Genomic DNA, 19,604 nt, shown 5'->3' with positions numbered 1-19,604 from the left:
TTAAACCACGAGGTTAACTAATTTATTTGGAACCACAATTTCTTTCTTTGTTGGTCCTGTTAAGAATTGTTGAACTTCTGGTAAAGCTTTAGCTTGAGCTAATAGATCTTCTTTAGAAATATCAACAGAAACTTCAAGTTTACCGCGAAGTTTACCGTTAACCTGTACAACAATCGTTTGGGTATTACGAGTTAATGCAGAAGCATCGACTTCAGGGAATGTTGCCTCTGTCACATCTGTACCAAACTGAGCCAATAATGTTTGACTTAAATGTGGTGCAAATGGAGCAAGTAAAGTTAATAGTGTGGTAATCGCTTCACGTTCTACAGCAACGTCGTTGTCGTCTTTTGCTTCAAACTTATTGCTTGCATTTAACAATTCCATCAAAGCAGCAATTGCAGTGTTGAATGCATGGCGACGTTCAATATCATCACTTACTTTTTGAATAGTTTCGTGAGTCTTACGACGTAAATCTTGAGCATCTTTAGACAAGTTAGCTGCATCAATCGTAGAGGCTTGGTTACCTTTTTCAAGGAAGCTTGCTACAAGACGCCATACACGTTTCAAGAAACGATTTGCACCTTCAACACCTGCATCAGACCATTCTAAAGATTGATCTGGTGGAGCAGCAAACATCATGAATACACGTGCTGTATCTGCGCCGTATTGATCAATAATCGCTTGTGGGTCAATACCGTTATTTTTCGACTTAGACATTTTTTCTTGTCCGCCGATAATAACTTCTTGACCGTCACCTGAATATTTCGCAGAAATAATGCGACCTTTTTCGTCACGCTCTAATTCGATGTCAGCAGGGTTAAACCAAGTTTTCTTACCATTTTCTGCTTCACGATAGAATGTATCCGCAAGCACCATGCCTTGAGTTAACAAGTTGGTAAATGGTTCATTACCTTGTACCACACCTTCATCACGCATTAATTTGTGGAAGAAACGTGCATAAAGTAAGTGAAGAATCGCGTGCTCAACACCACCGATGTATTGGTTTACAGGAAGCCAGTTTTGAGCTGCTTCAGGTTTAACCATGCCGCCAGTAAAGTCTGGAGAAGCATAACGTGCGTAGTACCAAGATGACTCTACAAATGTATCTAAAGTATCTGTTTCACGGCGTGCATCACCACCACAGCAAGGACATTTAGTTTCATAGAATTCAGGCATTTTATTTAATGGGTTACCTGAACCATCTGGAACAACGTCAGTTGGTAATACAACCGGAAGCTGGTCTTCTGGAACTGTGACTTGACCACAAGTATCACAGTTAATCATTGGAATTGGACAACCCCAGTAACGTTGACGAGAAACACCCCAATCACGTAAACGGAATTGAACTTTAGAATTTGCTAAACCTTGTGGTTCTAATTTTGCAAGGAATGCATCGAAAGCAGCTTGGAATTCCAAACCGTCAAACTCGCCAGAGTTAACAAGTTTACCTTCTTTAGAACCGTACCATTCTTGCCACTCAGTTGCAGAGTAACCTGCATCGTCAGCGCCTTTGGCATCAATTACTTGCTTAATAGGCAAGTTGAACTTGTTAGCAAATTCAAAATCACGTTCGTCATGCGCTGGTACAGCCATCACTGCGCCAGAACCGTAAGATATTAATACGTAGTTTGCGATCCAGACAGGAAGCTCTTCACCAGTTACAGGATGCTTTACAAACAAACCTGTTGCCATGCCTTTTTTCTCGGCTGTTGCCAAGTCCGCTTCTGCAACTGAACCCATGCGGCACTCTTCAATAAATGCAGCCAATTCAGGGTTGTTTTCAGCAGCTTTAAGCGCAAGAGGGTGTTCTGCTGCAACGGCAACATATGTCACGCCCATAAGCGTGTCAGCACGTGTTGTATAAACAGTTAAGCCGTCAGCATAAACTTCAGTATTGGCAGATGGGAAAGTAATTTCCATGCCTGTAGAGCGACCGATCCAGTTACGTTGCATGGTCAACACTTGTTGAGGCCAGCCGTCTTGTAGAGTGTCTAGGTCGTCTAATAATTCTTGTGCATAGTCAGTAATACGGAAGTAGTACATTGGAATATCGCGTTTTTCAACCAATGCACCAGAACGCCAGCCACGACCATTTTCAACTTGTTCGTTTGCTAAAACAGTTTGGTCAACTGGATCCCAGTTTACTGTTGAAAGTTTACGGTAGATCAGGCCTTTTTTATAAAGCTGAACAAATAACCATTGTTCCCAGTGATAATACTCTGGTGTACAAGTTGCAAATTCACGATCCCAATCTACAGATAGACCTAATTTTTTTAATTGGTCACGCATGTAGGCAATGTTTTCAAATGTCCATTTTGCCGGAGCAACTTTATGGGCAATTGCTGCGTTTTCCGCAGGTAAACCGAATGCATCCCAACCCATAGGTTGTAATACAGTTTCACCTTTTAAACGGTAAAAACGGCTAATCACATCGCCAATTGTATAGTTACGCACATGCCCCATATGCAGCTTGCCGCTTGGGTAAGGAAACATTGACAGGATGTAACGATGTTTACCTTCGACAGTGTCGGCAACTTTAAAGACTTTACGATTTTCCCAATCTTGTTGAACTGATGGTTCAATCGTGTTTGCTTGATATTCGGGGTCAATGTGAGAAATAGTCATAGACGTAAGCTATACAACAAAAATTGATATTAAAGATTGTTGCACAGCATAGCGCAAAATCGACAAAAATGCAGTTTTGGGATGGATTTATTTTCCGTTAAAAATTAAACAGGAATAAACCTGAAAAAAGTGGGACAGACATAAAAAAAGAAAAGTGGAAAAATCAAATAAGATGAAAAAATAGTCAGTTAAAAAATAATCATAGAAAAGTGTTTCTTTAATCTTGACTTTAGTGAATTAAACAACAAAAATGCTTCCTTTAGTTTTATATGCGATTATTTGATCACCCTTCGAATAACCGTCATGTTTTGTAATAGACATTCTCTCTAGCCGAGAGATTGATTTTACTTAAAGTATGTATATCCAGACATGCTTTATTAATGTTAAAAAAGCTTATACGGCTGAAAAACAGAAATTTTTCTATTGCAACGAAAACTAGACAATATGTGTGCTATAACAGTGCAGACAATTCAATGAATGAAACACTATTTGTGCCTTCCATAAATAGTGATAAAGATTTTAGGGTGAATCACGTTGGAACTTTTATCTGGTGGTGAAATGCTCGTTCGTGCTCTTGCGGACGAAGGCGTTGAACATGTTTTTGGTTATCCAGGCGGCGCTGTATTACATATTTATGATGCGCTATTTCAACAAGACAAAATTAATCATTACCTCGTACGTCATGAACAAGCTGCTGGTCATATGGCAGATGCTTACTCGCGTGCTACAGGTAAGACTGGCGTAGTACTGGTCACTTCTGGACCTGGCGCAACTAATACTGTGACTCCAATTGCAACAGCTTATATGGACTCAATCCCAATGGTGATTTTGTCTGGCCAGGTTGCATCACATCTTATTGGTGAAGACGCTTTCCAAGAAACTGATATGGTGGGTATTTCACGTCCGATCGTGAAACACAGTTTCCAAGTTCGTCACGCAAGTGAAATTCCTGCAATTATCAAAAAAGCATTTTATATCGCATCAAGTGGTCGCCCTGGCCCAGTTGTTGTCGATATTCCTAAAGATGCGACTAATCCTGCAGAAAAATTTGCGTACGAATATCCTGAAAAAGTGAAGATGCGTTCTTATCAGCCACCTTCACGTGGTCATTCTGGTCAAATTCGTAAAGCGATTGATGAGCTTTTAAGTGCAAAACGTCCAGTAATTTATACGGGTGGTGGTGTTGTTCAAGGTAATGCATCAGCATTATTGACTGAACTTGCTCATTTACTCGGTTACCCAGTGACTAACACACTTATGGGCCTTGGTGGCTTCCCTGGCGATGATCCCCAGTTCATTGGCATGTTAGGTATGCATGGGACTTATGAAGCAAATATGACCATGCATAATGCTGATGTCATTCTTGCGGTAGGTGCTCGTTTTGATGACCGAGTAACTAATAACCCTGCAAAATTCTGTTTGAATGCCAAAGTTATTCATATTGATATTGATCCGGCGAGCATTTCAAAAACAATTATGGCGCACATTCCAATTGTAGGGGCAGTTGAGCCTGTACTTCAGGAAATGTTGACGCAATTGAAACAATTGAATGTGTCTAAGCCAAACCCTGAAGCAATTGCTGCATGGTGGGATCAAATTAATGAATGGCGTAAAGTTCATGGCTTGAAGTTCGAAACACCGACTGATGGCACAATGAAGCCACAACAAGTTGTTGAAGCTTTATATAAAGCGACCAATGGTGATGCCATCATTACTTCAGATGTGGGTCAACACCAAATGTTTGGTGCGTTGTACTACAAATACAAACGTCCTCGTCAATGGATTAACTCAGGCGGATTGGGCACCATGGGCGTAGGTTTACCTTATGCAATGGCTGCAAAGCTTGCTTTCCCTGATCAACAAGTTGTTTGTATTACCGGTGAGGCTTCAATACAAATGTGTATTCAAGAGCTTTCAACCTGTAAGCAATACGGTATGAACGTGAAGATCTTATGCTTGAATAACCGTGCTTTAGGTATGGTTAAACAATGGCAAGATATGAACTATGAAGGCCGTCACTCAAGCTCATATGTTGAATCATTGCCTGATTTTGGCAAATTGATGGAAGCTTATGGTCATGTAGGTATTCAGATTGATCATGCTGATGAATTAGAGTCAAAGCTTGCTGAAGCAATGGCGATTAATGATAAATGTGTATTCATTAATGTCATGGTTGATCGCACAGAACATGTTTATCCAATGCTGATCGCAGGTCAGTCTATGAAGGATATGTGGTTAGGTAAAGGGGAGCGTACATAATGAGACATATTATTTCTGTACTCGTTGAAAACGAAGCTGGTGCGCTTTCTCGTTTGGTGGGCTTATTCAGTCAACGTAACTACAACATTGAGACGTTAAATGTAGCTCCAACCGAAGACCCTACGTTATCGCGTTTGACGTTAACCACTTATGGCGATGACCATAAGATTGAACAGATTACAAAGCAGCTCAACAAACTTGTTGAAGTTGTAAAAGTAGTAGATTTATCAGAAGGTTCGCACATTGAGCGTGAACTGATGTTGATTAAAGTAAAAGCGTTAGGTGCTTCACGTGCTGAAATTAAGCGTACAGCGGATATTTTCCGTGCGCAAATTGTAGACGTGACACCAACTACCTATACCATTCAAATAGCAGGGACAACTGAAAAATTAGATGGTTTTATCGATGCACTTGCGGAAAACACTATTCTAGAAGTCGTTCGTTCTGGTGTATCTGGTATCGCCCGTGGCGAAAAAGTATTAGCCATTTAATTTTTTAAAAAGTATTTTAGCGGAGAACACAAATGCAAATTTTTTACGATAAAGACTGTGACTTATCAATCATCCAAGGCAAGAAAGTAGCGATTATTGGTTACGGTTCTCAAGGTCATGCTCATGCACTTAACCTTAAAGACTCAGGCGTAGACGTAACTGTAGGTTTACGTGCAGGTTCAACTTCTTGGAAGAAAGCTGAAAATGCTGGTCTTAAAGTTGCAGAAGTTCCTGCTGCAGTTAAGCAAGCTGACCTCGTAATGATTTTGACTCCAGATGAATTCCAATCACAACTTTATCGTGATGTGATTGAGCCAAACATCAAAGAAGGTGCAACTTTAGCATTTGCTCATGGTTTCTCAATTCTTTATAACCAAGTTGTTCCACGTAAAGACTTAGATGTAATCATGGTTGCTCCTAAAGCACCTGGTCACACAGTTCGTTCTGAATACCAACGTGGTTCAGGTGTTCCTGACCTTATCGCAATTCATCAAGATGCTTCTGGTAATGCACGTAACGTTGCTCTTTCTTATGCTTCTGGCGTAGGTGGCGGCCGTACAGGTATTATCGAAACTTCATTCCGTGAAGAAACTGAAACTGACTTATTCGGTGAGCAAGCAGTTCTTTGTGGTGGTGCAGTTGAACTCGTGAAAATGGGCTTCGAAACTTTAGTTGAAGCTGGTTATGCACCTGAAATGGCTTACTTTGAATGTTTACACGAGCTTAAATTGATCGTTGACTTAATGTTCGAAGGTGGTATCGCTGACATGAACTACTCAGTATCTAACAATGCTGAGTACGGTGAATATGTAACGGGTACTGAAGTAATTAACGAGCAGTCTCGTGAAGCGATGCGTAATGCATTAAAACGTATTCAATCTGGTGAATACGCGAAGATGTTCATTCAAGAGGGTGCATTAAACTACCCATCTATGACTGCTCGTCGTCGTCAAAATGCTGCACATGGTATTGAAGTAACTGGTAATAAGTTACGTGCAATGATGCCTTGGATTCAAGCGAACAAAATCGTAGACAAAGAAAAGAACTAATCTTCTTTTCTAAAGCTTCAAAAGAACCCTGCTTAGTGCAGGGTTCTTTTTTTATACTATTTTTTATTTGAATGCGAAAATTGCGATTAGGTCGACTTGAATAGATTAAATAAATTCTATATTTTTCATATAATTGGCTGCTTAGTTTTTATTTACTTTATTGATTTATAAAGTAAAAAATACTTGACCAAAAGATAGATAATGTTATTGTTTATAACTGACTGAATAAGTCAAATTTACTAAAATTTCTTTAACATGTTTAATTGTATTTTGGGCAATGAGTTGAACAAAATAAAAAAAAGTATTGAATAATCATGGAAGTCCAATATGGGTCATGTTGATTACGATAGCACATTGATCGTCGGCTCTTTTATTGCAGCTGGCCTCATATGCTATATTGTAATTTCCATGGAGCAGCTAATATTCAAACAGGTCTATAAGAAGTTTGAATCCTTAATTTTATTTATTAATGGATTGCTACTCGCTTTAGCAATTAGCATTGTCCATATTGTTGGCATACAAGCTTATCATCTATTTGATACAGCCAACTCGAATATTCCTTTAATCGTCATTTCTTATGCCATTAGTGCATTGTTGTCTTGCATTGCGATGTGGTTGACTTCGCGTTTTACACTTCCTTTATTTAGACTCATTTTGAGTTCGATTATTATGGGAATTGGAATTTCAGCTTCATATTACATTAGCATGTTGGGCTGGAATATTAATGTTTATAAAAAAGATTACACTTCGTTCTTACTCTTATTTTCTGTATTAATTGCGATGAGTGGTTCAGGGTTAGCGTTTTTACTCGCCTATAAATTAAAAGATACAGAACGATATCGCTTAACTTTAAAAATCGCATTTTCGGTAATGATGACCTTAAGTATTATGGGGATGCACTATACCGCTCTTATTGCGACAAATATTACTGATAAATTTATTAGCCAATATCAGGCTGAACATGACTTATTACTATTTACAATTATTCTAGTCACCTGTTTGGTACTCGTAGCAAGCTTTATTGTTGCGATGTTAGAGCAACGCCTTACGCAACAAAATTTAGAATTACGCAAGGCTAATAAAGAATTAGCTAACTTATCTATACAAGACAATTTAACTAAACTACCAAATCGCCTTTATTTGGTTGATTATGCTGAAGTATTACTTTCAGATCATCGATATAAAGACCAGAAAATTGCTTTTTTATATATTGATTTAGACCGTTTTAAATCGGTGAATGATGCTTTTGGGCATCATGTGGGTGACCAATTACTCATTCAAATGGCGAACCGTTTACACTGGCAACTTAATGAGAAATGTAAACTGCTTAGAATTGGTGGCGATGAGTTTTTACTTATTGCAGAAAATACCAATGCAGAAGAAGCGGTTGTGTTGGCCGAGAAAGTTTTACAGCTGATTCAGGAAAGTTATCAAATTTCGGGTAAAGAAATTAATATTTCTGCGAGTTTAGGAGTAGCACTCTTTCCTGAGCATGGACAAAATGTTCAGGATTTACTCATGAACGCTGATGCCGCGATGCTCATGTCTAAAGAGCAGGGCCGGAATACTTATACCATTTTCAGTTATTCAACCCATCAACAAGAAACAAGAAGTCAGTCAAAACTGATCAATGACCTTTATAAAGCTGTAGAAGAAAAGCAGTTCATCTTATATTACCAACCAAAATTTAATACCAATCTTGAAGTGTGCGGTGTCGAAGCATTAATTCGTTGGAATCATCCAGCTTTAGGAATACTCACTCCCCATATGTTCATAGAGGGTGCAGAAAAAACAGGTTTGATCATTCCAATGGGATATTGGGCACTTGAGCAAGCCTGCTCGCAAATTCAGGAGTGGGAGCGTAGTAATACCCCATTTTATCCAGTCGCAGTGAATTTATCGGCCTTACAGTTTGAAAATAAAAAATTATTTAGTACGCTCGAAGCATTGTTAAAAAAATATCAAATTCAACCCCATCACTTAATTGTTGAGATTACTGAGTCAACAGCAATGCGGCATATTGATTTAAGTATTCGAGCTTGTGAGCGCCTACGTGATATGGGCATTCGAGTTGCAATTGACGATTTTGGAACAGGGCATTCGAGTTTCTTGTATTTAAAAGATTTACCAGTAGATGAGTTGAAAATTGATCGCGGCTTTATTGTCGATTTAAAGCCTGGTTCTAAAGAAGAAGTGATTCTGGAAAGTATTATACATTTAGCTAAAAAGTTGGGTTTAACCGTAACAGCGGAAGGAGTAGAAACTCAGCAGCAGGTTGAGATTCTGACTCGATTAGGCTGTCAGCAATTTCAGGGTTATTTATTAGGTATGCCTGTACAGGTTGATCAGCTCATTGAGACTCAAGGCGCCCATTTCGCTTAGTTTTTTCTATATTGATTTTTAAAACTAATATTTCCTTTTAACTTTTTCTTTAAATAACAATTAATTAAAATAAATTTATCTTTTAAAACCCACCTAGATATTGGTAGTAATGAATAGCAGCAGTTTCTTAGTTAGTTGAGTATTTTACATATAATAATTTATGAATATATACTGCAAGTATAAAGTAATACTAACAAATTAATGTTTGTATTTTATAAAACATAAGAGGTGAAAAGGATTATTATAAAGTATTGTGAAGTTTATATAATAATTAGAATTAATAAAGATAGAACTAAATGAAAATATTAATTTTTATAAAATATAAATACATTAATCTTTAGGGGTTGAATAGATTTTTGGTGGAGTTGGAGATTAGACTCCACCGAACTAAAAATATCTGCTCTCTTTATTAAAATATAAAGTCTTAATTAATTTATAAATTAAATAGTTGCACAATCTCGGATTGTTTCAAACTCAATAATTTTATTTATATAAGACCATGTTTCTTCGGGATTAATCTTTTCTTTGTTTATAGTGCCATCAATAATGATTCCATCTACAATGTTAAGAAAAAGTCCTGTTAGAATTTTCGTATTTTCAACCTCTAACTCTGAAAGGGCTGAAAAAACTAGTTCGTAAATCCACTCTCGATACCCATTAATTTGATGTTTGATAGTGGGATACAGCTGCATGACTTCGATGGTCGCTTTCTTAAATAAGCAGCCATTAAAGTCATCTGTGTTGATCCATTCGATATACCAAGTAAAGATTTTTTTTAGTCGAAGTAAGGGACTGTTAATATTATTAATTTTTTCCAACATTGAATCTTGGATTTCTAAATTTCTTTTATAAAGACATTCTTCAATTAAGGCTTCTTTAGAAGAAAAGTATTTATAAAAAGTCATTTTTGCAACGCCAGATTCAGCAATAATACGATCAACGCCAATAGACGTATAGCTTTTTTGGTTAAAGAGGGAGGTAGCTGTTCTTATAATAGTTTCTCTTTTTGACATTGGTTTCCCCGTCGCGGATATTTTTTGATTAACTTTGCTATTGTAAAGTGTAGAAGCTTAAATAAAACTTATTTTATAGTATTTAAAAAATTATATTTATTCAATAGCTTGGTTAATTTAAAAAACAACATATTATATATTTGGTTTGCAATAGTTTACTTTTTTAAATATTATTAATTAATCCGTTGATTTGTTGAGATAATAAACATAGTATCAACTTGTTAAGCATAGGTGAGCGGAATTTATTTTAGCAATTGAATGCATAATTGAAATAAAGGGACAACCTATAACTTAACTATAAGAACAACTTTCTACTGAGAATCATTATGTTAAAAAAATTTGAAGACTTTAATAATCCAAGAGAAAAAGCATTGCAGGGGATGAAAAACAGTATCCCTGCAAAAGAATGGGATGAAAATTTACAATTTCTTCGACAGTTAAGAAAAACAATTGCAGAATTGCCAGTTTGTAAGCATCCTGCTATTGAACTGTTAAACGGTGGATATCTGGATAAGACGGCTTTGACGCATATTCATTTAGAATATCGCCACGCGATTGTACAGATTTTTACTGATGCTCTATTACAGGCACAGTTTTTAACAAAACAATTGGAACCTAAACTCCATTCAGGAGCCAAAATGTTTCCAAGGGTGTTATTAAGTTTAAATATACTTGATGAATTCGGTTTTCGTCCTGGACTCGATAAAGATAATTACTATTTGGGTAACCCTGAATACGCTCATTATCCTTTATATGAAGATTTACTTAATGATTATGGTTTAACTGAGCTTGACCGTCGTAATTATAAGCCGTCAAAATTTGCAGATCAGGTGAGATCATTCTTAGAATCTTCTTATGATAGTTATATTAATGTCGTAGCATTATTGGCTGTTGCAGAGGAAGAGGTCATTCTTTTTAGCCCACCATTGCGCCAAGCGACCAAATTCGTAAATATCGATGTTGAAGGTGGTGGCTATTACCATGTACATGGTGTATCTACTGATGAAACATCGGAGGCTGCTGACGATGACCATCAAGATGACCTTTGGTTTGCATTAGCGCAAGCGATTACAAAAGATGATTATGAAAGCTTAACTAAGCTATGTATTGATTACTGTGCTTTATGGAATGAGTTCTGGAATGCACAAATTGCAGATGTTCAATTTATTGAAGAAAAGAAACTGGCATAACGATTCTATTAAATTTTAACAAAGCCCATCTATAAAAAGGTGGGCTTTTTAATTGTAAAAATTCTAAGAAGCTAAACTATATTCTCAAAAAAGATCTAAAAAGTTTGTGAATAACTCATGGCTTATCAACAATCATTAAACAGTTCTATAAATCTGCTACAATTACGCCAATTTTTATTTTGATCGACTTTAGGTCTTTGGCACTGCAATCTCCGCAGTAGGTGTATTTCATGAGTTTTAAAGATGAGTTAGCGGCACAGGTTGCTCAACGCCGCACATTTGCCATCATTTCCCACCCCGATGCCGGTAAAACGACCATGACAGAGAAATTACTGTTATGGGGTAAAGCAATTCAGGTTGCAGGGATGGTAAAAAGCCGTAAATCTGACCGCGCAGCTACATCTGACTGGATGGAAATGGAAAAAGAGCGTGGAATTTCCATTACTACTTCTGTTATGCAGTTCCCTTATAAAGGTCACACTATTAACTTACTTGATACACCGGGACATGAAGACTTCTCTGAAGATACTTATCGTACCCTAACTGCGGTTGACTCTGCGTTAATGGTGATTGACGGTGCAAAAGGTGTCGAAGAACGTACCATCAAATTGATGGAAGTTTGTCGTATGCGTGATACTCCCATCATTTCATTTGTAAACAAGATGGACCGTGAGATTCGTGAACCACTTGAGTTACTGGATGAAATTGAGAATGTCCTTAATATTCGCTGTGTACCTATTACATGGCCATTAGGGATGGGACGTGATTTTGCGGGTGTATACAATATTCTTGAAAACAAATTGTATGTCTACAAAACAGGCTTTGGCTCAACTATTACAGATATTGAAGTACGCGATGGCTACGACCATGCAGATATCCGTGAAAAAGTAGGTGAGCTGGCTTGGACGTCTTTTGAAGAGTCACTTGAGCTCGTACAAATGGCGAACGAACCTTTAGACCGCGAATTATTTTTACAAGGCAAGCAAACCCCAGTTCTATTTGGTACAGCCTTAGGTAACTTTGGTGTTGACCACGTGTTAGACGCATTTATGAATTGGGCACCAGAACCTAAAGCACATCCAACACAAGAGCGTGTTGTCGATGCGAAAGAAGAAGGTTTTTCTGGTTTCGTCTTTAAAATTCAAGCAAATATGGACCCGAAACACCGTGACCGTATTGCCTTTATGCGTATCTGTTCAGGTAAATACGAGAAAGGTTTGAAAATGAATCACGTACGTATTGGTAAAGATGTTCGTATTAGTGATGCATTGACATTCCTTGCGGGTGAACGTGAGCACTTAGAAGAAGCGTGGCCAGGTGATATTATTGGTTTACATAACCATGGCACAATTCAAATTGGTGATACTTTTACAAGTGGTGAAGATCTGCATTTCACAGGTATTCCTCACTTCGCACCAGAGATGTTCCGTCGTGTGCGTTTGAAAGATCCATTAAAGTCAAAACAATTGCAAAAAGGTTTGAAAGAGTTGTCTGAAGAAGGCGCAACTCAGGTATTTATGCCACAAATTAGCAATGATTTGATTGTGGGTGCAGTGGGTGTGCTTCAGTTTGATGTAGTTGCTTACCGCTTGAAAGAAGAATATAAAGTTGACTGCGTGTATGAGCCTGTAAGTGTTAATACGGTTCGCTGGATTCATTGTGATGATGACAAGATTCTCAATGAATTTAAGAAAAAAGCACATGACCAGCTTTCTATCGATGGGGGTGGTCACTTAACTTATCTTGCGCCAAGTCGTGTCAACTTGCAGATTATGCAAGAGCGTTGGCCTGATATTCAGTTCCGTAACACGCGTGAACACTAATCTTTAAGATTTGACAGACAGCTTCGAACAGAAGCTGTTTTGTTTTGAAAAATAAGAAAGGATGATGAAATGACTTTGAATAGAAAGACAGTTATTGCACTTTTAGTTGCGGTAATCATATTAATTTTGGCAATTGGTCTTTTTGTCTGGAAAAGCTCTCAACCTTCATCATCTTCTCAAATGAAATCAGCTTCTACCCAAAATCAAAATATAGAGAAAGCTGAAGTACTCCCATTTCTAAACTTGCAACAAGTAAAAGCTGATTATGCTTTGCCATTTTGTGAGAAGAAAAATTGTATTGATGTCGATATTCAAACGATAAAGACTCAAGATGCATGGCTAAATGAATGGATCGCGAAAAGTCAGGCTAAAGTGATCCAAGACCAAATTGATTTGAAAAAAGACTTAAGCTTGCAGCAAGCCATTAATGCCTATGTTAAAAAGTCTGATGAATGGCAAGATAAATATTCAAAGAATCGGGCTTATGAATTGCATCTTCATACACGTATTGCATCGCAGCGTAACCAATATGTTTTATTGCAATTAGGACTTGATACCAAGCAAGAAGAGCTCACGATTAAAGACCGTTATTACTTTTTTGTGGCCGACCGCAAACTGCATAAGAGCTTAACTTTGTTAGATGTTTTACAAAAAGATCAACAAACTACTGTGCATCAAATGGTGCAGGTAGCCTATCAAGACTGGTTAAAAAAGCAGACTGCTGAAATTAAAAAAGAAGCACCAAAAACTTTATATTGGGGACAGGCAGATTGGTTCTTTGATGGTGAAGGCGTTGGTTTACATTATCAGGCCAACCAGATTACTAAAGAAGCGCCACAGCTCGATATTTATTTATCTAAAGAACAGACCAAAAAAATATTACAACCCGAGGTTTATGAACAAATGTTTTAAGATGGTAGCAGAATTTGCAACCTCTATTTATATGCGCTAATTTCTTAGAAAGGTATAGCGTAATCTCCTTAGAATAAAAGGCAAAATATGATGTTATCTTCTAAAGCTTCACTGCGATTAACTTTGCTTGCTTCTGCTATATTTTTGGCAGCATGCCAACCTAAAGCTGATCCTAAGGATTCTCAAGAGCAGCAGAAATCCGCTGTTCAAGAACAAAAGCCAATAGAGTTGACTTTGAAAGGTGAAACAATTCGTAGTAAGGTGGTTTTACCTGATTGTGATGGCAAAAATTGTCCGGAATTTACGGTAGAACGTTTACAGAGTAATTTTCCTTTTATTGACAAAATTATAGATCAGCAAATCTTAAATACATTAAATCAAATTTTAGAAATTGCTGAACCTGATGCTAAGAGCACACAAACGGAACAAAAAACAGAAGCTTCAGCAGTTATGGGTGCAGAGCAAAAAAATAGCTTTGATGCACAGGTACAACGTTATGCGAACTCATTTATCGATTTAGATAATGAGCTAAAAGCTTTAAGTAGTAATCATCAGATCAACCTCTTAGTTAAACCTAAGATTTTGCAAGCTCAAGGCAAAGTTGTCACTGTGGTCCTTAATAGTAGTAGCTATTTAGGTGGGGCTCATGGCTCTGCTGCACAGCATTATTATAATTTTGATTTAAAAGAGCAAAAGCAAATTAAGCTTGAAGATTTATTACGCCCTCAGCAAAAATCAACTTTAGAGAAGTTAGCTCATGAAGCCTTTAAGACATGGGTAACGGACTCTAAATTGGCTGATAATGTTGCTGACTATGAACAAGCATGGCCATTTAAATTATCTAATAACTTCTTGTTAGGTGAGCAAGGTTTAATCCTTCAATACGGTGAGTATGAAATTGGACCATACGTAGTTGGACTCCCTCGATTAGTCATTCCTTATGACCAATTGCAAGATGTGTTGAAAGAAGAATATTTGCCACAGCCTAAAGCCAAACCTGCTTCGGCACCAGTTGCAAAAAGTGCTGGCTAATGCATTTGTTTGATACCCATACCCATTTCGATGTTGCCGATTTTGATAAAGATCGGCAACAGCTAGCACTTGAGGCAAAAAAAGTGGGTGTAGATGCTTTGGTTTTAATTGGCTTTTTACAGTCCCGCTTTGATGATTTGGTGCATACTCATCATCAGTTAAAAAGTTGGGAAAATGTGCCTACTTCTTATTTAGCACCAGGCTTACACCCGTTTTATATTGAGGAGCATCAACCAGAGCATCTGGCTCATCTTGAACATATCTTGCAGCAACATGACTGCGTGGCTGTAGGTGAAATTGGCTTAGATACTTTCTTAAAAGAACATAAGCAGCCAGATGTATATGCAAAGCAAAAACAATATTTTGCAGATCAGTTAGAGCTGGCAACCCAATACCAAAAACCAGTGTTACTCCACATTCGAAAAGCGCACGGTGATGTGCTTGCTATATTAAAAGCTCAAAAATTTAAATTGGGTGGCATTGCTCATGCATTTAGTGGTGGGGTAGAAGAGGCAAAGGGTCTTATTAAGCTTGGTTTTAAAATTGGTGTGACTGGGCAGTTTACCAACCCGAATGCAAAAAAACTTCATACCGTTGTGCAGGCTATAGGTGTAGAGCACTTGGTGATTGAAACAGATTGTCCAGATATGACGCCGCTTTGCTGTCAAACCTCAACAGAACAGCGGACTCGTAATACCCCTGTTAATTTGCCTTACGTTCTACAAAGTTTGGCTGAAAATTTAAATATTTCAGAGCCGGATTTGGCTGAGTTGCTGTGGAAAAACTCTCTCACTGCATTGAAATTATCGTAATAAAAATCAAAGATTAAAAATATTAACTAAAACAAAACACAGCGATTAAAAAAGAAGCTTAAAGTAAGAAAAGAACATGTAAAAACGTGAAAAATAACATTGCCAGACATGGGAGGATAACCCAATGGCTAAGTATAGCAATATCAATAGTTTTAATGCTTTACAGACGCTAACAGTAGGTTCCAGCAATTATCAGATTTTTAGCTTAGCCCAAGCAGAGAAAACGCTAGGGGATATTGCCAAACTGCCGAAATCTTTAAAAGTATTATTGGAAAACTTATTACGGTTTGAAGATCAGCACAGCGTTAAAACTGAACACATCCATGCGTTAGCAGAATGGCTAAAAACCCGCACCTCAGATCAAGAAATTCAATATCGTCCTGCACGGGTTTTAATGCAAGATTTTACGGGTGTGCCTGCAGTGGTTGATTTAGCTGCAATGCGAGCAGCGATGGCGCAAGCGGGTGGCGACCCTGAAAAAATTAACCCATTATCTCCTGTTGATTTGGTGATTGACCACTCTGTAATGGTTGATTATTTTGCCGATGAACAGGCTTTTGAAGAAAACGTACAAATCGAGATGCAACGTAATGGTGAGCGATATCAATTTTTACGTTGGGGACAATCTGCATTTAATAACTTTAGTGTAGTGCCACCAGGTACGGGTATTTGCCATCAGGTCAATTTAGAATATTTGGCTCAAGCGGTGTGGCTAGGCGAAGATAATGGTCAGACTTTTGCTTTTCCAGATACTTTAGTGGGTACAGACTCACATACCACCATGATTAATGGTTTAGGTGTTTTAGGTTGGGGTGTAGGCGGAATTGAGGCCGAAGCGGCCATGTTAGGCCAACCTATTTCTATGCTCATTCCTGAGGTGATCGGTTTTAAACTCACAGGAAAATTGCCAGAAGGGATTACTGCAACTGATTTGGTGCTGACCATTACTCAAATGCTTCGCCAAAAAGGTGTCGTGGGTAAATTTGTAGAATTCTATGGTGATGGCTTAGCCGATTTACCACTTGCTGACCGTGCGACCATTGCCAATATGGCACCAGAGTATGGTGCGACTTGTGGTTTCTTCCCGATTGATGAAGTGACATTAGGATATTTGAAATTAACTGGTCGTCAAAGTGACCGTATTGCACTGGTTGAAGCGTATAGCAAAGCACAAGGTTTATGGCGAAATGCTGGTGATGAACCTGTTTTTACAGACACTTTAAGTCTTGATATGAGTACAGTTCAGGCAAGTTTGGCAGGGCCAAAACGTCCACAAGACCGAGTGCTTTTATCAGAAGTACCAAAAACGTTTAATGCGCTCATGGAGTTAACTTTAAAACCAGCCAAAGAAGCTAAAGAGCGTTTAGAAAATGAAGGCGGTGGCGGCACTGCTGTCGAGGCAAAAAAAGCAAATATCCAACATGAAAGTCCTTCTTGTGTGATTGAAGGACAAACTTATCCATTAAATCATGGTGATGTTGTTATTTCAGCCATCACATCTTGTACCAATACTTCTAACCCGAGTGTAATGCTGGCGGCGGGTTTACTTGCAAAAAAAGCCATTGAAAAAGGTTTGCAGCGTAAACCGTGGGTGAAAAGCTCTCTTGCACCGGGTTCTAAAGTTGTGACTGACTATTTGCTGGCTGCTGGGCTTACGCCGTATTTAGATGAGTTGGGCTATAACTTGGTGGGATATGGTTGTACGACTTGTATTGGTAACTCAGGTCCACTACCTGAGCCAGTGGAAGATGCAATTCAATGCCATGATTTAAACGTAGCATCAGTACTTTCTGGTAACCGTAACTTTGAAGGCCGAGTACATCCATTAGTCAAAACAAACTGGCTTGCTTCACCACCTTTGGTGGTTGCATATGGTTTAGTTGGTAATATTCGTACCGATTTGACTACGCAACCTATTGGGCAAGGTAAAGATGGACAACCTGTTTACTTAAAAGATATCTGGCCAAGTCAGGCAGAAATTGATGCCGTTTTACAGAAAGTAAATACAGAGATGTTCCACAAAGAATATGCTGCGGTGTTTGATGGTGATGCAACATGGCAAGCGATCCAGATCCCGAAAAGTAAAACCTATGAATGGGCGGATGATTCGACTTATATCCGCCATCCGCCCTTCTTTAAAGGAATTGGCGAGCCGCCAAAAGCGATTAAGAATATTGAACAGGCTCGTATCTTGGCAGTGCTTGGTGACTCGGTAACGACTGACCATATTTCACCGGCAGGTAATATCAAAAAAGACAGTCCTGCAGGCCGATATTTGCAAGAGCAAGGTGTTGAGCCAAAAGACTTTAACTCCTATGGTTCTCGACGTGGTAATCATGAAGTCATGATGCGAGGCACCTTTGCCAACATTCGTATTAAAAACGAGATGCTTGGTGGTGAAGAGGGTGGTAATACCATACATGTGCCAAGTGGTGAGAAGCTTGCCATTTATGATGCGGCGATGCGTTACCAACAAGAACATACACCGCTTGTGATTATTGCTGGTAAAGAATACGGAACAGGTTCTTCACGTGACTGGGCTGCCAAAGGTACGAACTTACTAGGTGTAAAAGCTGTCATTGCGGAAAGTTTTGAACGTATTCACCGTTCTAACTTGGTGGGTATGGGCGTGTTGCCATTACAGTTTATTGAAGGACAAACGCGACAATCTCTCAACTTAACTGGTCATGAGGTGATATCAATTCGAGGTTTGTCGGATGGCATTGAACCTCATCAAATTCTTGAAGTTGATGTAAAAGGGCCAAATGGGGTAGCCAGCCACTTTAATGTGTTGTGTCGAATTGATACGTTAAATGAGGTTGAGTACTTTAAGGCAGGTGGTATTTTGCATTATGTACTGCGGAATTTGATTGCTGGTTAATTTGGCTAAGTTTGCATAGCCTTGTAATGAGGGTGCTTTGGCTAATGTTGACTATATAGGCGTATCCTTACTTTTTTAAGGATAAAAAGTAACAAAAATCCTTTGTCGGGCTGACGGTATATCCTTATACCGCAGCCCAACTGAGCGGCATCCATGCCGCCTGTCACATTAGTAAACAATAGTTTAAATCTTAAGCCGTATAATTTGATTAATAATGATAAGACTTGTCGTGAGTTTAAACATCACAGTCTCAAGTTTTCTTTGATCTGAAATACACTTTCGTCTGAAAAGCAGTAAAATACTCTCCGTGTTTTATATCCCCAAAGAGTAGCAATGACCGATCTTCAACAAGATGAATATGACCGCCGTTTTGCAGGTGTAGCCAAAGTTTATGGTGATTCATCGTTCCAGCACTATGAAAAAAGTCATGTGATGGTGATTGGTATTGGTGGGGTCGGCAGCTGGGCAGTGGAAGCTTTAGCGCGTACAGGTATTGGTGAGATCACATTAGTCGATATGGATGTGGTTGCGGCATCAAATGTGAACCGTCAGTTACCTGCGATGACATCAACTCTGGGCTGTGAAAAAGTTGAGATTATGGCGGAGCGTTGTCGCCAAATTAACCCACGTATTAAAGTTAATATTATTGATGACTTCTTAACCCCTGAGAATGTCACAGAACTTTTAAATCCTGTACCCGATATTATCTTGGACTGTATTGATGACGTTAAAGCAAAACTGGCTTTAATGCTCCATTGTCGTTTTAATAAAATTCCTTTAATTGTGTCGGGTGGAGCAGGTGGTAAGCTCGATCCACTTAAAATCCGCGTAGCTGATTTATCAAAAACAGAACAAGACCCAATGTTAGCGAAGCTACGGAGTCAACTTCGTGCTCGCGGCATCTGTAAAAGGCCAAAAGAGAAATTTGGCATTACCTGTATTTACTCAATCGATAACCCATTTTCAAGTGCGGATGTCTGCCCATCAGCTGGCTTACGTTGTGGTGGCTATGGTTCAGCGGTAGTGGTGACTTCAAGCTTTGCTATGATTGCTGTAGCTGAAGTTTTGAAAAAGCTCGATTTAAAGAAAGCCTAATTTAAATATTGAAAAGGCATGTGCTTATGTGAGTGCATGC

The 19,604-nt window shown here is 38.5% G+C and carries 13 protein-coding genes; 11 read left to right on the top strand and 2 right to left on the bottom strand.

Features of this window, described 5'->3' with window-relative positions:
• Complete coding sequence (gene leuS / locus KTI79_RS10170) at positions 1–2,625, bottom strand: leucine--tRNA ligase (protein ID WP_032054414.1); 2,625 nt, start codon at positions 2,623–2,625, stop codon at positions 1–3.
• A gap of 534 nt (positions 2,626–3,159) precedes the next feature.
• On the opposite strand from leuS, the gene KTI79_RS10165 reads away from it, so the two are divergent.
• From KTI79_RS10165 to KTI79_RS10150, 4 genes are all read left to right on the top strand, one after another.
• Positions 3,160–4,884 carry an acetolactate synthase 3 large subunit gene (locus KTI79_RS10165; RefSeq protein WP_016142213.1) on the top strand — a complete coding sequence of 575 codons (1,725 nt, stop codon included), beginning with the start codon at positions 3,160–3,162 and terminating at the stop codon, positions 4,882–4,884.
• Positions 4,884–5,375, top strand: a complete 492-nt coding sequence (gene ilvN, locus KTI79_RS10160) for an acetolactate synthase small subunit (RefSeq protein ID WP_001215920.1) — start codon at positions 4,884–4,886, stop codon at positions 5,373–5,375. The genes KTI79_RS10165 and ilvN overlap by 1 nt, the downstream gene beginning before the upstream one ends.
• A gap of 32 nt (positions 5,376–5,407) precedes the next feature.
• Entirely contained in the window at positions 5,408–6,424 is a 1,017-nt protein-coding gene (ilvC, locus tag KTI79_RS10155) for a ketol-acid reductoisomerase (protein WP_032054416.1), read from the top strand.
• A 327-nt stretch (positions 6,425–6,751) separates the two neighbouring features.
• A complete protein-coding gene (locus KTI79_RS10150; protein ID WP_032054417.1) occupies positions 6,752–8,806 on the top strand; it encodes a GGDEF domain-containing phosphodiesterase in 2,055 nt (684 codons plus the stop codon).
• A 440-nt stretch (positions 8,807–9,246) separates the two neighbouring features.
• Here KTI79_RS10150 and KTI79_RS10145 read toward each other — a convergent pair whose 3' ends face one another.
• A complete protein-coding gene (locus tag KTI79_RS10145; protein ID WP_032054418.1) occupies positions 9,247–9,819 on the bottom strand; it encodes a TetR/AcrR family transcriptional regulator in 573 nt (190 codons plus the stop codon).
• Between the two features lie 326 nt (positions 9,820–10,145).
• On the opposite strand from KTI79_RS10145, the gene KTI79_RS10140 reads away from it, so the two are divergent.
• The 7 genes from KTI79_RS10140 to KTI79_RS10110 all read left to right on the top strand — a co-directional run bounded on the left by KTI79_RS10140 (position 10,146) and on the right by KTI79_RS10110 (position 19,564).
• A complete protein-coding gene (locus KTI79_RS10140) occupies positions 10,146–11,009 on the top strand; it encodes a hypothetical protein (RefSeq protein WP_032054419.1) in 864 nt (287 codons plus the stop codon).
• A gap of 230 nt (positions 11,010–11,239) precedes the next feature.
• Positions 11,240–12,832 carry a peptide chain release factor 3 gene (locus tag KTI79_RS10135; RefSeq protein WP_032054420.1) on the top strand — a complete coding sequence of 531 codons (1,593 nt, stop codon included), beginning with the start codon at positions 11,240–11,242 and terminating at the stop codon, positions 12,830–12,832.
• A 69-nt stretch (positions 12,833–12,901) separates the two neighbouring features.
• A complete protein-coding gene (locus KTI79_RS10130) occupies positions 12,902–13,744 on the top strand; it encodes a hypothetical protein (protein WP_032054421.1) in 843 nt (280 codons plus the stop codon).
• Between the two features lie 90 nt (positions 13,745–13,834).
• Positions 13,835–14,776: an RsiV family protein gene (locus KTI79_RS10125; protein WP_032054422.1), complete on the top strand. Its 942-nt coding sequence runs from the start codon at positions 13,835–13,837 to the stop codon at positions 14,774–14,776.
• Positions 14,776–15,588 (top strand): TatD family hydrolase, encoded by an 813-nt coding sequence (locus KTI79_RS10120; RefSeq protein ID WP_032054423.1) that lies wholly within the window; start codon positions 14,776–14,778, stop codon positions 15,586–15,588. Before KTI79_RS10125 ends, KTI79_RS10120 begins: the two co-directional genes overlap by 1 nt.
• 124 nt (positions 15,589–15,712) lie before the next feature.
• Positions 15,713–18,469, top strand: coding sequence for an aconitate hydratase AcnA (gene acnA, locus KTI79_RS10115; protein ID WP_032054424.1), 2,757 nt, complete (start codon positions 15,713–15,715; stop codon positions 18,467–18,469).
• 333 nt (positions 18,470–18,802) lie between these two features.
• Positions 18,803–19,564: a ThiF family adenylyltransferase gene (locus KTI79_RS10110; protein ID WP_032054425.1), complete on the top strand. Its 762-nt coding sequence runs from the start codon at positions 18,803–18,805 to the stop codon at positions 19,562–19,564.
• Positions 19,565–19,604 lie beyond the last annotated feature (40 nt).

The sequence above is a fragment of the Acinetobacter sp. WU_MDCI_Abxd143 genome (assembly GCF_025514195.1).
In the GTDB taxonomy this organism is placed as follows: domain Bacteria; phylum Pseudomonadota; class Gammaproteobacteria; order Pseudomonadales; family Moraxellaceae; genus Acinetobacter; species Acinetobacter pittii_H.
This window is presented reverse-complemented; position numbering and strand designations above follow the sequence as displayed.

Coding starts and splice junctions, on each gene's coding strand:
- leuS (WP_032054414.1), bottom strand. CDS start 2,625: ATGACTATTTCTCACATTGACCCCGAATATCAAGCAAACACGATTGAA.
- ilvN (WP_001215920.1), top strand. CDS start 4,884: ATGAGACATATTATTTCTGTACTCGTTGAAAACGAAGCTGGTGCGCTT.
- ilvC (WP_032054416.1), top strand. CDS start 5,408: ATGCAAATTTTTTACGATAAAGACTGTGACTTATCAATCATCCAAGGC.
- KTI79_RS10150 (WP_032054417.1), top strand. CDS start 6,752: ATGGGTCATGTTGATTACGATAGCACATTGATCGTCGGCTCTTTTATT.
- KTI79_RS10145 (WP_032054418.1), bottom strand. CDS start 9,819: ATGTCAAAAAGAGAAACTATTATAAGAACAGCTACCTCCCTCTTTAAC.
- KTI79_RS10140 (WP_032054419.1), top strand. CDS start 10,146: ATGTTAAAAAAATTTGAAGACTTTAATAATCCAAGAGAAAAAGCATTG.
- KTI79_RS10135 (WP_032054420.1), top strand. CDS start 11,240: ATGAGTTTTAAAGATGAGTTAGCGGCACAGGTTGCTCAACGCCGCACA.
- KTI79_RS10130 (WP_032054421.1), top strand. CDS start 12,902: ATGACTTTGAATAGAAAGACAGTTATTGCACTTTTAGTTGCGGTAATC.
- KTI79_RS10125 (WP_032054422.1), top strand. CDS start 13,835: ATGTTATCTTCTAAAGCTTCACTGCGATTAACTTTGCTTGCTTCTGCT.
- KTI79_RS10120 (WP_032054423.1), top strand. CDS start 14,776: ATGCATTTGTTTGATACCCATACCCATTTCGATGTTGCCGATTTTGAT.
- acnA (WP_032054424.1), top strand. CDS start 15,713: ATGGCTAAGTATAGCAATATCAATAGTTTTAATGCTTTACAGACGCTA.
- KTI79_RS10110 (WP_032054425.1), top strand. CDS start 18,803: ATGACCGATCTTCAACAAGATGAATATGACCGCCGTTTTGCAGGTGTA.